Origin of the sequence: Thiospirillum jenense, assembly GCF_014145225.1 — a bacterium.
Lineage (GTDB): Bacteria > Pseudomonadota > Gammaproteobacteria > Chromatiales > Chromatiaceae > Thiospirillum > Thiospirillum jenense.
This window is the reverse complement of record NZ_JABVCQ010000042.1, coordinates 1-15,796: the sequence shown is the minus strand read 5'-3', so window position 1 is coordinate 15,796 and position 15,796 is coordinate 1. Positions and strand designations below refer to the sequence as shown.

Sequence of the window (15,796 nt, the reverse complement as noted above, 5' to 3'; positions counted from 1 at the left end):
ATACTCACATTTTAATTCAAATATCAGTGCCAGTTGTTCGTAAAATATGCCGTGCTTGCTTTAACAAAGGAATACGCATATTGCGCATGTAAGCATGTAATGCCTGCGACCCACCATTCGTTTTTATTTGGATCAACGTCTCAGCAAGTTCATGCAAGGGCGCAACTTCGGCCTGTGCAGTATTATTTGCAATTTCAACAGCGCGTTTACTCATAGTAATCTGTTGTTCAGCATCAGCACGGGCTGTACTAATGTCGGCAGCAACTTGATTGCGAGTGCTATTGATTGCAGATAATGCGCGATCTACTTCGGCAGGCGGATCAATTTGTGTAATTAACGCTGCATCCAGTTCTATTCCATAACGCAAAGCAGTAGATTGGCATTGTTGCTCCATGTAATCATTTAATAGTGGCAAATTCTTACGCAGATCGTTAATTGAAACTCCTTCGGATAAATCAACAGTTGGCTGATGGTTTTCAATACTGTTAGCGGTATCAATTACCAACATTTGTCCTTTGGGGTCAGTAAAGTTGGCAATACGTTCGCGCAATACCGACACGAAATAACCCATAATATGTTCAAGCGGACTTACGACGCCAAACAAATATGGGTATAGATTGTCAGCCGATGTACGAAAGCGGATTTGACCATTGATGCCAGTAGTTAGATTGTCTTTCGTAACGGCTTCAATGGTGGTTTGACGTTTTGTCGGATCCCAAGTGAGATCAAGTGCTTGGGTAGCGACATTGACCTTGTGTGCAGTTTGCCATGGCCATTTAAAGTAAGGTCCGCCAGGGCCTATTGTGCGGAGCAGTGGGAAATGATAACGGTCACGTTCTTCATCACTCAAAGAACTATGAGCAGTTGCATATTGTCCAGTACGTTGGGCGCGTCCAAATGAAGTCAATACGGCACGTTCATTTGGCTTTATTGTATAAAACGCTCGAATCACGACTTTGAACAGAACAAATAACAATAAGCCAAGTATTATTGCACCAGCATTCATAGAGTGATCCCCTTGCTTATACAGGCAGAACGGAAATGAAAATAACTTTTACACTAACCGCACCTGAAAATGTTCAAATGGAATATTGCTAGGCAGACACGCATTCGGATCAACTAGGGTTTGATTATGTAACTTTTGACTGTACGCATGTTTAAATTGACATTGCTGCAAAACATAATTTTTCACTCCAATTGCCGCGAGTCGTTGCATTAAGCGTTCAAGATAAGTTTGATTGTCTAATCCCGGCATGAGTGTGGTACGCACTTCTAAGTTAATACCATGTTTTAATAACAAACTGAGGCTTTGCCATGCTTTGGTACCTGAATTTGATACGCCGGTAATCATCGGATAATCATCTGGCAATGCCTTAATATCAAGTCCAACCCAATCTAATAACGGTAATAGATGCTGCAATCGTTGTGGATAGGCGCCACTGGTATGCAATCCTGTTTTGAATCCACATGCACGAACTGTATTCAGCGCATCAGGTAATGCCTGTTGTACAGTGGGTTCGCCACCGCTGAACACGACACCATCAAGCAATCCACGGCGGGTATCAAGAAAGGTAAGAATCCTGTCCCAACGGATCAGATTAGCGTGACCAATTGGTGATAATAAATGGCTATTGTGGCAATAAGAACATCGCCATGGACAGCCATGACAGAATACAACAGCGGCTAGTTCCCCGGGGTAATCTGTGGTGGTGAGCGGGGTAAAACCACCTATACGCAGGAATCGGGAAGCGGTGGTTATCATCCTGATTCCTGATGGCTAATTGTCAGCCAATAATGATTGGTTAAGCTGCTGAACGCGCATAACGCTGTGAGTGGATACCGACTGGATGTTCACGGAAATAGAGGCGTTCTTTATGCTCAGATTGTTTTCCAGCATTAAATGCTGAAACAGGGCGATGATAGCCCATTACTCGCGTCCAGACTTCGCAGTGTGTGCGCTCTTCATCACATAACTCAATACCTAATGCGTTGCTGTAATGGTCGTTATAAATCATTTCTTTCATCGTAAATAAACTCCTCCTCAGGAATTCAGTGTGGGTAGATTTGAACAATTACTGTACATATGCTAAACCATCGAACGTAGTCACTTTAGATTTAGATGGAGTTAATGGCATAGCAGCGCACTTTTTTGCAACCAATTCTTGATCGCAGTAAGGGCAGTATTCGTGTTCACCAGCGATATAGCCATGATGAGGACAAATGGAAAATACTGGTGTAATCGTTAGATAAGGCAATCGAAAATTTTCTAATGCCCGTCGCACGAGCCGCTTACACGCTTCGGGTGAACTAATACGTTCACTCATATAAAGGTGTAAAACAGTACCCCCCGTGTATTTAGATTGAAGTTTTTCTTGCAAAAACAGTGCTTCAAACGGATCATCTGTATAGCCGGCGGGCAATTGCGATGAATTGGTATAATACGGTGCTTCTTTGCTGCCTGCTTGCAGAATATTAGGAAAACGCTTGCTGTCTTCACGGGCGAAGCGATAAGTTGTGCCTTCAGCAGGTGTCGCTTCTAAATTATACATGTGACCAGTTTGTTCTTGAAATTGAATCATGCGAGTGCGCACCATATCAAGAAACCGACATGCAAACTCTTGTCCCCATAACGTTGTTATGTCTTCGGCATCGTAGGTAAAATTACGAATCATTTCATTAACACCATTGACACCAATGGTTGAGAAATGATTACGCAAAGTGCCTAAATAACGCTTGGTATAGGGAAATAATCCTGCTTCAAGGTGACGTTGGATAACTTTGCGTTTAATTTCCAAACTTTTGCAAGATAATTCTAATAATTCATCTAAACGAGCAAATAACTTGCGCTCATTACCACGATAAAGATAGCCCAAGCGGGCGCAATTGATCGTCACGACCCCTAATGATCCGGTTTGTTCAGCTGAACCAAATAAACCATTGCCGCGTTTGAGTAATTCGCGTAAATCAAGTTGTAGCCGGCAACACATGGAGCGCACCATGTTGGGTGTCAACTCAGAATTAAGAAAGTTTTGAAAATACGGCAGTCCATATTTTGCCGTCATTTCAAATAGATTTCTGGCGTTATCGCTATCCCAAGGAAAGTCTTTAGTAATGTTGTAGGTTGGAATTGGAAAAGTAAAAATACGCCCTTTAGCATCGCCGCCGGTCATTACCTCGATATAGGCACGATTAATCATGTCCATCTCGACTTGTAATTCACTGTAGGTAAAGGGTTGTTCAATATTGCCAATGACCGGCACTTCATCGCGTAAATCTTCAGGACATACCCAATCAAAGGTTAAATTGGTAAATGGCGTATTACCCGTTACAAATGTTTTGCCATTGCGCCGCGCAATGAAAGTACCATTATGGGTTGTGGGACACCAAACATAACCTTTGTAATGACGTTGCTCAATGATTTGAATAGTTGAGGTGTAATCGTTTATAAATTGTAATGAAAAATGCGCTGCACCAGTTTTTTTACTAACAAGACTGCCATATCCAGCTAGAACACATAACTCTTGCAGAACATTTAAGGTTGTTTGATTGGTGACATTAATCTCAGCGTGATTAGGTTGGTTTGTTTGACCGAATGACGTGGCGTAGGTGCTGAGAAATAAACGGATTTGACGAGCTGATAACGTACGAATAAATATGTGAATGGAGTCTTGTGCTAAACAAATATGCGTTAGTGCGGGATCAGTGATTTTTAATTGATAACTATCACCAACTGGTTTTGATTCATCCGTACCCGTTTTGCTTAAATACTGACAATCCAATTCCAACTGCATTAATAACGACGAGAACGCAATTGCCGATTGATTAAGGTTTAATGTGATTGACAGCGTCATCTGCTCGTGCATGATTGCGCAATGGCTATACGCTGCTGCCATACTCCAAGCGTACAACTCAACTATGGCATCGTTAATTTCAATTGTTGAATTGGTTTGCCACGCGTGGGGAATGACGACTGGTTGCTGTGAAGCAATGACATCCTCAATAGTGTTTAATGCCCATTCGGATTGAGTTCCGTGTACCTTCTGCAAGACTTTGTGCTTTGGGGTGATCCATTGTTCTTGCGTACCATTACGCAACACATACATTTCACCATCAAATTCGTAGCTTTTAATTGCGAGAGGGTGTAAATACTCTAAACAATTATTTCGCCAATTCACCGTTGCAATACGATCATCCGATGTGAGTTGGTCATACCGCTTCCAGCCACCTTCAGTCAAGCATTCGGTCACCGCATCAACACATTGCGTCCCCCAGCGGGATGGAACATTGAGGTTATAAATGAGTTCTTGAATATACTGGCGGACTTGGGAATAATTGAGTTGGTCAACCCGTACATAGGGCGCCATATAAGTATCAAAACTAGAAAAGGCTTGCGCACCTGCCCATTCATTCTGTAATGTACCGAGGAAATTAACAATTTGACCAATAGCAGAAGACATGTGGCGAGGCGGTCCGGCTTCAACCCGCCCAGGTACACCATTTAATCCTTCTCTTAATAAAGTGCGTAATGACCAGCCCGCGCAATAACCGGCCAACATATCCAAATCATGAATGTGCAAATCGCCTTCACGATGTGCGTGACCTATTTCCGGCGTATAAACATGATTCAACCAATAATTGGCAACCATTTTGCCAGATGTATTCAAAATCAAGCCGCCCAGCGAATAACCTTGATTAGCATTCGCTGATACGCGCCAATCAGACCGATCTAGATATTCATTAATAGAACCAGCTACGTCCACTAGAGTGCATTCATCCACCCGCAATTGACGATGCTGCTCACGATAAACAATATAGGAACGCGCTGTTTCAAAATAATTGGCAGTAATTAACGTTTGTTCCACTACATCTTGAACATGTTCAATTGTTGGAATGCGTTCGGCATCGAATTGATGCGCAAGGACTTTAATGACTTGAGCGGTAAGAGTGATGACCTCCGCTTCGCCGTATTCGCCGCTGGCACGGCCCGCGCGCAACAGTGCCAATTCGATGCGTGAGGGATCGAAGGTGACACATTGGCCATCGCGTTTGAGAATACGCATTGGCAAGGTTGCGAGGTTAGTTAAATATTTGTTCATGACCCAGAAAACACAATATATTGTGGTTTGCATTATAGATACCACAAGATGTTGTGGTAAAGCGCGACAGCCGTGTCGGTTGATCTGCATCAGTAATGCGTTGCTAACCAACCGCAAAGGCTGAATTCTCGCTTCATTTGGGTTGTTTAGTCGGTATATTGTTGTTATAGGGCGCTGCCCAAGTGCGGCGCTTTGAGCAGTTGCGCAAGATGCCGATACAAGGTAGTTATTGTGGTAACATTTTAATTTCACTTTCACTTTTAATTCAGGTTAAACCATGTCTCATTCTGCAAATCCATTGAAAATCGTTGTAATTGGCGGAACAGCCGCCGGTCCCAAAGCTGCTGCAAAAGCACGGCGAATGGATGAACACGCTTTAATTACGCTTATTCAGCGTGAACCGGAATTGTCAATGGCTTCTTGTGGCTTTCCTTATTACGTTGGTGGCACCTTCGATGACAGAAGTTTACTCATTTGTACACCCGCTGGTGTGGTGCGAAATCCCACCTTTTTTAGTAAAGCAAAACGTATCGATGCGCTCGTCGAAACTGAAGCGGTTGCTATTGATCGCAATGCTAAAACTGTCACCTATAAACACCTGCCGACGGGTGAAATCAATACCATTCCGTATGATCGGTTAGTCATCGCCACCGGGGCAACACCAATACGTCCATCAGTGCCGGGCGCTGATTTAAATGGCATTTTAACCCTGCATTCAATGGCTGATGCCGATAAATTACGCAGCATACGCGATGCCGGACAAGTCAAAAAAGCAATTATTGTTGGCGGTGGGTTAATTGGTTTCGAGGTGTGCGAAGCATTACATTTGGCCAATATTGAAACAACAGTGGTTGAAAAAACTGCCCAAGTTTTGCCATTTCTTGATTCAGACTTGGCGCTTCTAGTCCAGAATCATGTGTGCGAGCAGGGCGCACATGTGATTACCAATAATGGTGTGGCTGAGTTCATCGGTGAGTCAGGTCATTTAACCGGCGTTAAATTGGATGATGGTAGCGAATTACCATGCGAATTAGCTGTTATTGCAGTTGGAGTGCGCCCCAATATCAGCCTAGCGGTTGCGGCTGGATTAAATATTGGTACGCAAGGGGGAATTAAAGTTAATTCCTTTATGCAAACTTCTGATCCAGATATCTATGCTGTCGGTGACTGTATTGAATGCACATCATTAATTACCGGACAAGCCGTGCGCGCACCTTTCGGTGATTTAGCTAATTTACAAGGTCGTGTTGCTGGACAAAATGTGATTGAACCCGGCAGCGCCGAATTCCCGGGTATTACCCAAACGGGGATATGCAAAATCTTTGATTTCACAGCGGGCATTACAGGATTATCTGAAAGGCAAGCCCGCGCATTGGGGTTTAATGAGATTGAAACCGCAACCATTGCTGGATTAGATATTCCCACATTTATGAATGGGAAGTTATTAGTCAGTAAATTAGTTGCTGAAAAGAAAACTGGCCGTATTCTTGGATTCCAATGCGTTGGGTCAGGTGATGTAAGCAAACGTGTTGCAGTGGTCGCCACGGCTATTTTAGGGCGATTAACGGTGAATGATCTTGCAAATGCTGACTTACCCTACGCCCCACCTTATTCACTCGCGCTTGACCATGTGATTGTTGCCGCCCATGTTTTGGAAAATAAATTAAAAGGGCGAATGCAAGGTATTGTGGCGAGTGAAGTAAAACAAAAACTCGATCAAGGCGCGCCGTTATTCTTAATAGATACACGCAACCCTGATGAGTTTGAAGAGCTGCGTTTAGGGATAGGTGAACACTTAATTCCACTCGGTGTGCTGCGTGACCGCCTAAACGAATTACCATCCGATAAAGCAGCTGAGATTGTGGTATACTGCCGTATTTCATTACGCGGGTATGAAGCCGCCGCCTTATTGCAAGGGTACGGTTGGCATAACGTTAAGGTGTTGGAAGGTGGCTTAATGGCATGGCCTTATCCGCGTGAAAAATAGATTGGTTCAAACTGGAATAGACAGCAATTAAAAATCAGCTTGATGCTGAGTGCTGTCTATTAACAGTTCGTTACGGTTAAGGAGCTAAAGGAAGAAATGGCAACCTATGCAATCGGTGATGTTCAAGGCTGCTATGATGAATTGCGGGCATTATTAGATCGATTGGAATTTGATCCCGAACACGATGTATTGTGGTGCGTAGGTGACTTGGTTAATCGTGGTCCAAATTCATTGGCAGTATTGCGTTTTTTCAAAGCACTGGGTGAACAAGCGCAGGTTGTGCTTGGTAATCATGATTTGCATTTATTAGCACTCGCTGCTGGCAACGATCATCACCGTGAAAAAGATGGTTTGCATGATGTATTAACTGCTCCTGACCGTGACGAGTTATTAAATTGGTTGCGGCATCGTCCTTTATTATTCACTGATGTGCGCAAACAGTTTACATTAGTTCACGCAGGATTAGCGCCTCAATGGGATTTAGCACAAGCACATAGTTGCGCGAATGAAGTTGAACAAGTTTTGCGTGATCCTGATAATTATCAGGCGTTTTTATGTGCATTGTATGGCAATGAACCACAACAATGGCATGATGATTTGCAAGGGATGGATCGCCTGCGTTTTATTGTCAATTGCTTGACCCGCTTGCGTTATTGCACGGCAAATGGAAAGTTACTTTTAAAAGAAAAAGGCCCGCTGGGTTCTCAATCATCGCAGGCGTTGCCGTGGTTTCGTGTTCCACAACGCGGCACTCAACACGACCGAATTATATTTGGGCATTGGTCAACATTGGGTTATCTTGCAGAAAATAACGTGTGGGCATTAGATAGTGGTTGTTTATGGGGCGGGCAATTAACAGCGGTGCGTGTTCGACGTAAAAAACGTATTCGCGTGACTCAGATTGATTGTGTCAGCCACTTAATTCCTGATACTCACCATTCTGAATAATGCGCAGAACTGCGATCGTTTTCCGACTACGAGTTTTGCAAGCAATTTTAAAGTGTGAAATATGTATAATTCACTTAAGATCATTCATTCCTTACGGCGTATTATTAATCGCCACCCACGAGTGGTTTGGTTTTTAGCCGACTTGATTCGGCGTATGCCGTGGCTAGAACGTTATTTGACGCAGCGCTACAGCATTCGATTACCGGTACGTCAGGCGGCTGATTTAGTTCTTTTAGGCTACCGTTTTCCTTTGGCAACTACGCAAGATCAGCTTTTGAATACCGACCGAGATGTACTTAAAAAGCTCACTTGAGTTCAATTAAAAATTTTAGACAGCAAAACCAGATTGATATGGAGTATGAGCAATGAGTTTAAAGAAAACATTTAGGACAGGTACGACAGACGAAGCGATTTGGGAAGCAATTAATAAATACAACGAGTATGAATTAAAAGACAATATGTCCGACATGGTTGTCATTGACATTGGTTGCCATATTGGTGGCTTCGCATATGCTTGCCTTGTAAGAGGCGCTAAAAAAGTTTATTGCTATGAAGCACATCCTGATAATTACTCACTTGCGTGTGAAAATTTATCGGAGTTTGCCGATAAAGTTTCTATTCATCAAGTAGCTGTTTGGCGGTCTGACAATGACTGCGCCACATTAAAACACACAGGATTTACATATTTCCCTGGATATGGTCCGGAAAGTAATACAGGTGGTGGTAATGTGTGGGGAGAAAATGGCAATCTTGAAGTGCCAACATCCTCCTTATCAGCAATTATTCAATTTGTCAAACCTGAACATCAAACTATAGATATTTTGAAATTTGATTGCGAAGGGTCTGAGTTTCCGATTCTTTTATCCATAAACGATTTATCTGGTGTCCAAACTGTTTTAGGAGAATATCACGAGTTTTCAGGACAATATGACTATAATCGTATTCCTGATAAAGCTCGTATTAAGGAATATCAACACTATACAGTTGAAAATTTGGAAAAACATTTGAATGCTTTAGGATTTAAACATTGGACAGAAACACGCTTTCAAAATCCTGACGGTAGTTGGACTAACCTGGGAAAATTCAGGGCAACGCGCTAGATCAATTGGCTATAAACACTGCTACCATTTCAAGGGTTTTAATATTTAACGAGTGTAATGATGATAGAAGTTGCGCAGTTGAAAAGTTAAAAGATTTGTCGTTTACAAAAAATCGCGTTTCTATGCGAACGTGTAAAGACGATCAATTTAAAGCAATCAACGCCCTAACTATCCGGCTGCGTGACTTTCAAATTATTACAAAACCAATTTGGTTTCATACGCAACCAATAAAATCGCAGCTCGAACTAAATCATTCTCGTGAAATCAACTCAATTAATCACTCACTAGCTAAGTTGATTTTACACATCGCACAAGTCACAAGTTGCTCATGTTGTTTATTTTCTAACATTTGCATTACGGCATGTCTTTTTTCAGAAAACAACACTTGCATTATTGGTTCTTGGGCGATGTGACCAATTGGCAACTGACGATGAAAATCTTGACAACATAGCAACACAACACCATCCCAATCTATAATAAGATTATTAGCTGTTGCGGCTTGACAATTGGGGCATTCAACATTGCCATATTGCACTGCCAGATCATCAAACATTTCCAATGTTCCAGCGCGGTTTAATAACTGGGAAAAGTCAACTGCATCAGCACCTTCATTTAACCAAAATGTTTTATATACGTCCAACTCTGCCAGGTTGTGTCGTGTCCTCGGGGTTGCCACAATAATTCGTAAATGACCATTAAGGATATGATTGCGTTTGATAAGATACTGCGTATTACTTAACATGGTTGTATAATCTAGTTTTGGCATGAGTAGATGATAGGTTTTTGAATCAATGGCTGCCGCATGGATATACACCTCGTCAAAACTCTCAATAATACGATCCGCACTGTGTGGAAATAATAAGTTTGCATTGGTATTGAATAAGAGCGGCATTCGAGAACGTGATAATTCTGACGGCGTAGATGATTGTTTTGGAAATACTTTATTATAATAAGCGGCTTTATCAAAAAATCCTCTATCCATCAATGGTTCACCAAATAGCCCGATTGAGCATGCCCAAAATTCATCATAAATTGCTAATGGTAATGTCGCAAACTGATTGACAATAGACTTCCACAATGCAAAGGACATGATGCCATGCGCTTTGCGGGTTGTTGGACACACTAAACACCGTGCATTGCAATAACTCGTTGTTCCAATAACAGCATTTCTTTTTTTCATAACTTCATAGACCTAACTACTGTTATGCGTATTGTCGTTGATTTACAAGCCTGCCAATCTGGCAGCCGTTTAGGTGGTATTGGGCGTTATTCCCTGCATTTAACAGAGGCACTAGCACAGTTGTGTGCTGCGCATGGTCAGCATGAATTACGCATTATTCTCAATGATTTAATGCCGGACAGTATTCCTGAACTTTATCATATATTTTCGGCATTGATTCCGCGGCAACAGATTCAAGTTTTTCAAGTCCCTGGGCCAATTGCAGAAAATAATCCTGATAATCATACTCGCGCTAGAATAGCCGAGGTTATTCGAGAACACTACATCCAGCGTTTAGCCCCAGATATTATTCATATTGCCAGTTTAATTGAAGGATTGAGTGATAATGTGGTCAGTTCTGTAGACGCATTACCGTCAAAAGCTGGGTTAGAACGCACAGTTGTGACTCTGTATGATTTAATTCCACTAGTGGATAAAGAACGTTATTTGCAAAACCCACTGGTTCAAACACATTATTATCGTAAATTAGATGCGCTAAAACGTGCAGGCGGATTACTGGCTATTTCAGAATTTTCGCGGCAACAAGGCATAGATGTACTTGGGATTGCACCTGATCGTATTATTAACATTGCTGCCGGCGTCGATCCACGATTTCAACCGCTGACTATTCCCAATGAGCAAGCGGCTCAATTGCGCCAGCGATATGGATTGAATGGCGGTATTGTGCTGTATACCAGCAGTTTTGATCAACGTAAAAACCAAGCGCGGTTAATTCAAGCCTTTGCACAATTACCAGCGCCATTGCTTAATCAATACCAATTAGTCATAGTTGGTAATGGTTGGGAAGGTATTTATAATGAATTATATCAAGTTGCCACCCGCGCTGGCTTGAATCGCAAACAAGTGATCTTTACAGGGCGTATTACAGACGCTGACTTATTAGCATTGTACAATTTGACCGACGTATTTGTTTTTCCATCTTTATCGGAAGGGTATGGATTGCCGGTGCTGGAAGCAATGGCCTGTGGTATTCCCACAATTGCATCCAATACCACCAGCATTCCAGAAGTGGTTGGGCGTGATGATGCTTTATTTGACCCATTTGATATTAGTAGTATTAATGCAAAGCTCCACCAAGCCTTGACAGATCACGGGTTTCGTAATGAGTTACGCGAACATGGACTTATTCAGAGTCGCCAATTCACTTGGAAGGCATCAGCAACCCGTGCATTAGAATTTCTTACTGAACAATACGCTCGAACTGTGACATTTTCACGCGCTTCTGTATTAGAAATAGATAAACACGCATTCAAAACATTGCGGCAGATGTGCAAAGATAATCAGGTTGGCACAGCGGAAACTATTCGCGTTGCGGCGGCAGTCGCAGCGAATATGAAATGTTTAATAAATTGTTCGCCATCAATACCGCGTATTGGGTGGATTACAACATGGAATACGCGCTGTGGGATTGCGATGTATTCCCGCTATCTCACTGGTGCGCACCGCCAAGATTATACAATTTTTGCGCCCTATGAACCCCAACCTGCTCTGCCTGATGAATCTAATGTTGTGCGTTGTTGGCATATAGGGCGTGATGATTTGCGCTCTCTTGCCGAACAAATCCATTTGCAAGGAATCACCACGCTCGTCATTCAATTTAATTACGGACTATTTGATTTTTATAGCTTAAATCAATTCTTGCGTGAGATGATTGCGACGGGACGACGAGTATTCATCACGCTTCATGCAACGACGGATACTGTTGAAAAACAATTGTCTCAGCTTTCCGAACCGCTCGCGCTGTGCGACGCAATTTTTGTTCATAGCAAAAAAGATGAAACAGAACTAAATAAAATTGGATTAAATCAACGTACTCAACTCTTTCCACATGGCGTCCCAGATATTCCGATCACGCCCGTGAAATCTCCTATACCAAGCGGGCGTTTTGTCATTGCATCGTATGGATTTTTTCTGCCGCACAAAGGGCTATTTGAGCTAATTGAAGTCTGCCAAATCCTCATTACGCAATACAAATTAGATATTCACCTCTTGATGATTAATGCGGAATACCCGGTAGATATTTCGGCAGCGTTAATTGCTGAAGCTAAACAACGTATTGCCAAACATCAATTGCAAGAACGGGTCACTTTAGTGACAGATTTTCTTGATGATGCCGTTAGTCTTGGGTGGCTGCATGACGCTGATCTTATTTGTTACCCGTATCAACAAACGGGCGAATCTTCTAGTGCTGCAGTGCGCATGGGATTGGCAGCACAGCGCCCAGTTGTGGTCACACCATTGACAATTTTTGATGATGTGAATAGCGTTGTATTGCAGTTACCGGGAACGAGTATTAAAGAGATTGCGAAAGGAATTGCCGAATTAAATGGGCGCTTGCGTCATCCAGATGTGGCATTGCAAACGATTCAAGCGGCAGCAAAACAATGGGTGATTGCGCATGGCTACAGTACATTAGCAGAAAAGTTTTGGCAGCGATTAGGTGGCAAATCATAATGCTCATTCTCGCGTGTCTATAAACTGGTTCACACCATGATGCTAATTTGCTATAGTTGCATTGACAATAGATGATGTAGTTATTGCACGTCATGTTTTCTACCGTTTTTATTAGATAGATACGCACTATGCTATACTCGATTATTGCACACGATCATCCCAACACGCTGGCAGCGCGGCGGGCAGCACGACCACTGCATTTAGCGCGATTGCAATTATTACAAGAGTCCGGACGGTTAATGCTTGCTGGTCCACATCCAGCAGTTGATAGTATTGATCCGGGCGAAGCCGGGTTTACTGGGTCATTAATCATTGCCGAATTCGCTCATTTAGCGGAGGCGCAAACTTGGGCGGATGCTGACCCTTATGTGACAGCAGGTGTTTATGCTGATGTGGTGGTAAAACCATTCGTAAAAGTATTGCCACCTTGAATGACTGTTTTTATCCATTCCCCCTTTTAACTAAATTATGAGTGATTATCAATTTATGCGTACTTTACAATCTAAAATCTCATTGCCACGCAAAAGTTTATCATTGTTATTCGCAACGACGCTGTGTGGCGCGACTTCACTGTGGGCAGCGAATCAAGATGAAGTTGCGCGCTTGGCCGATCCTGCCAACCCATTGGATGATCCTAATACTATTATTGCCACAGTCAATGATGTTCAATACCCATTAGATGTTTTTCGGGTCTTTTATAATGAACGTTTGCAACAAAGCGGGGGGCAGAATAGTCCTGAATTGCAAGAACAGGCATTTAATGAGTTTTTAAATTTGATTGTTGCGTCACAGGAGGGTACGGCACTCAAATTAGAAAAGAAACGTGAAGTGCAGGCGGCATTGGAATTGCAAAAGATGGTGATTCTTTCTACTGCGGCGCTTCAAACAATGGCGGCTGATGTAAAACCAACAGATGAGGAATTGAAAACAGCGTATGACCAGTTTGTGAAACAAGCCAAGCGGACTGAATATAAAGCGCGGCACATTTTAGTTGATACGGAAGAGAAAGCTAAGAAGTTGATTAAACAACTAGAAAAAGGGAAAAATTTTGAAGAATTGGCGAATGAAAAATCGCTCGGTCCGACCGCTGAAAAGGGCGGTGATTTAGGTTGGTTTGATTTACGTCAAATGGTAAAACCCTTTGCTGATGCAGTCACTCAATTAAAACCAGGCGCATATACAATTAAGCCGGTACAAACGCAATTCGGTTGGCATGTGATTTTATTAGAAGATACGCGCATGGCTGAACCACCCAAGTTTGAAGATGCTAAAGCACAAATTGAAGCGTCGGTGCGGCGGCAAAAGGTGGTGGAAAAATTAGGTGAATTGCGTAAGGCTGCTCAGGTGAAGTTAAATGAAACAGTTGTGAAAATGAAGAAGCCAGAAGATGCTGAAAAAGCATCTGGTGATGCCGTCAAGACGGATAAATAAATAGGCCGTCACTTAATTGCGGATTAATTAAATAACTGATGGTTTGATGGCAAAATTTAACGTCATCAAACCATGCAAGTACAGACTGCAAATCAGTTGGAGTATTTGATGAATTAAATACACCTGCTTTAAAGAATAGCTGCATCAATCTTCGTATTCTAAAATCACTTCAGTATTCCCCAAATTGACCAGTTTCATTGGTCACTTCTGTCAAATGTGGCACAATTAATTTATTGAAACGCCGCACTACTTTTTGTCTCACAACCCACTATTGCCACATGGTAGTTGTGTAATCTTCTTGAATTTTCTCCGTCCTTTTTAGGCAAGGGCGCGTGAGAATTTGTCTAATAAAAATATTCGGTTTCATGGCATTGCTCTGGCATAACGTTAGCTTGAGTTGGCACTTTGAAAATATCCTGCCTATACTTAAATCGAGAGGTCGAGGGATTTTAAAGATTGCTATAAAACCATGCCAACGCTACTGATCTGTGCGGATTTTCCCTTGATCTTGGATATGTTCACCATCCGTTAATGGGGAAGCTATTATGAATAATTGGGCTAATCACTTTTCCATGTCAGTCATCGTATTTTTGAGTGTTATCACAACTAGTCACGCAGCACTTATTGGGCTTTATCAATTCGATGACGCAAATAATTTAGGGGCAGATTCTAGCGGTCATAACCACACTCTCACTAATAATTATGCAAATTACACAGCATCTGGCTATCAAGCTGGTGCTGTTTCATTAAATGGTTCTGCATGGTTGCAATCACAAGGAATTGATCCGAATCCCACCGCATTACCCCAACTCACTTGGGGAGCGTGGGTAAAACCCAGTACTATTTCTGCTCCCTATTTTATTCAATCGGTCATTTCAGCAGATAATGGTGGTTATGATCGAGACATTAACATTGATCGTAGGGGCGGCAATACCTGGTCCGTATTTGCTGGTAGCATCAGTACGTCCGACTATATGACGGGTTATGCTAATAATAATTATGGCGTTTTTGGTTCGGGTATTAGCCCTGCAACTTCAGAATGGACATTTTTAGCAGCGGTGTATGACCAAAACGTCAATTCCATGACTTTTTATGTCAACGATCAATCATTTCAGATCACGACAAACTTTGGTAGTTCACAGAATTATTTCACCATTGGTCGCAATCCTGGCTCAGGAAGTTACGAAGATTTTCATGGCTTAATTGACAATGTATTTGTGTATGATGAGGCATTGTCATTAGAGCAAATTACAAGCGTTTATCAAGGGCGCTATACATTTTCTTCCGCTATTCCTGAGCCAACATCCGCTATATTAATAGGACTAGGCTTAATAACTTTGTTAATATCATTGGAGCGTCATATTCGTTCTGATAAACAGTTGGCATGTGGTTAAAAATAAAAGAACAGGCTGTCTGTTATGTAGGTGGGTTGCTATTTTAAGTAACCCAACCAATATGACGGCGGATTAGTTTCAAAGCAACTGACCGTGCGCAGTTGAATTGCTCATGCAATAAAACTGGCGCACCCGCTTTGCAATTT

At 42.3% G+C, this 15,796-nt stretch carries 13 protein-coding genes; 8 read left to right on the top strand and 5 right to left on the bottom strand.

Features of this window, described 5'->3' with window-relative positions:
* Nucleotides 1-16: 16 nt before the first annotated feature.
* The 4 genes from HUK38_RS13535 to HUK38_RS13520 are packed head-to-tail and all read right to left on the bottom strand — an operon-like array spanning nt 17 to nt 5,096.
* Nucleotides 17-1,006, bottom strand: coding sequence for an SPFH domain-containing protein (locus tag HUK38_RS13535; RefSeq protein WP_182584865.1), 990 nt, complete (start codon nt 1,004-1,006; stop codon nt 17-19).
* A gap of 48 nt (nt 1,007-1,054) precedes the next feature.
* A complete protein-coding gene (locus HUK38_RS13530; protein WP_182584864.1) occupies nt 1,055-1,762 on the bottom strand; it encodes an anaerobic ribonucleoside-triphosphate reductase activating protein in 708 nt (235 codons plus the stop codon).
* Nucleotides 1,763-1,802: 40 nt separating this feature from the next.
* Nucleotides 1,803-2,015 (bottom strand): anaerobic ribonucleoside-triphosphate reductase, encoded by a 213-nt coding sequence (gene nrdD, locus HUK38_RS13525; protein ID WP_182584866.1) that lies wholly within the window; start codon nt 2,013-2,015, stop codon nt 1,803-1,805.
* 57 nt (nt 2,016-2,072) lie between these two features.
* Complete coding sequence (locus tag HUK38_RS13520) at nt 2,073-5,096, bottom strand: ribonucleoside triphosphate reductase (RefSeq protein ID WP_182584863.1); 3,024 nt, start codon at nt 5,094-5,096, stop codon at nt 2,073-2,075.
* A 277-nt stretch (nt 5,097-5,373) separates the two neighbouring features.
* On the opposite strand from HUK38_RS13520, the gene HUK38_RS13515 reads away from it, so the two are divergent.
* From HUK38_RS13515 to HUK38_RS13500, 4 genes are all read left to right on the top strand, one after another.
* A complete protein-coding gene (locus tag HUK38_RS13515) occupies nt 5,374-7,083 on the top strand; it encodes an FAD-dependent oxidoreductase (protein ID WP_182584862.1) in 1,710 nt (569 codons plus the stop codon).
* Between the two features lie 96 nt (nt 7,084-7,179).
* A complete protein-coding gene (locus tag HUK38_RS13510) occupies nt 7,180-8,031 on the top strand; it encodes a symmetrical bis(5'-nucleosyl)-tetraphosphatase (protein ID WP_182584861.1) in 852 nt (283 codons plus the stop codon).
* A 61-nt stretch (nt 8,032-8,092) separates the two neighbouring features.
* Nucleotides 8,093-8,344 (top strand): hypothetical protein, encoded by a 252-nt coding sequence (locus HUK38_RS13505; RefSeq protein WP_182584860.1) that lies wholly within the window; start codon nt 8,093-8,095, stop codon nt 8,342-8,344.
* Nucleotides 8,345-8,396: 52 nt separating this feature from the next.
* Nucleotides 8,397-9,131, top strand: coding sequence for an FkbM family methyltransferase (locus HUK38_RS13500; protein ID WP_182584859.1), 735 nt, complete (start codon nt 8,397-8,399; stop codon nt 9,129-9,131).
* A 277-nt stretch (nt 9,132-9,408) separates the two neighbouring features.
* Here HUK38_RS13500 and HUK38_RS13495 read toward each other — a convergent pair whose 3' ends face one another.
* Nucleotides 9,409-10,311: a radical SAM/SPASM domain-containing protein gene (locus HUK38_RS13495; protein ID WP_182584858.1), complete on the bottom strand. Its 903-nt coding sequence runs from the start codon at nt 10,309-10,311 to the stop codon at nt 9,409-9,411.
* Between the two features lie 24 nt (nt 10,312-10,335).
* On the opposite strand from HUK38_RS13495, the gene HUK38_RS13490 reads away from it, so the two are divergent.
* The 4 genes from HUK38_RS13490 (at nt 10,336) to HUK38_RS13475 (ending at nt 15,650) form a co-directional block, all read left to right on the top strand.
* Nucleotides 10,336-12,825: a glycosyltransferase gene (locus HUK38_RS13490; RefSeq protein WP_182584857.1), complete on the top strand. Its 2,490-nt coding sequence runs from the start codon at nt 10,336-10,338 to the stop codon at nt 12,823-12,825.
* Between the two features lie 128 nt (nt 12,826-12,953).
* Nucleotides 12,954-13,256, top strand: coding sequence for a YciI family protein (locus tag HUK38_RS13485; RefSeq protein ID WP_182584856.1), 303 nt, complete (start codon nt 12,954-12,956; stop codon nt 13,254-13,256).
* Nucleotides 13,257-13,311: 55 nt separating this feature from the next.
* Nucleotides 13,312-14,256 carry a peptidylprolyl isomerase gene (locus tag HUK38_RS13480; RefSeq protein WP_182584855.1) on the top strand — a complete coding sequence of 315 codons (945 nt, stop codon included), beginning with the start codon at nt 13,312-13,314 and terminating at the stop codon, nt 14,254-14,256.
* Nucleotides 14,257-14,801: 545 nt separating this feature from the next.
* Entirely contained in the window at nt 14,802-15,650 is an 849-nt protein-coding gene (locus tag HUK38_RS13475) for a LamG domain-containing protein (protein ID WP_182584854.1), read from the top strand.
* The last annotated feature ends 146 nt before the right edge of the window (nt 15,651-15,796 follow it).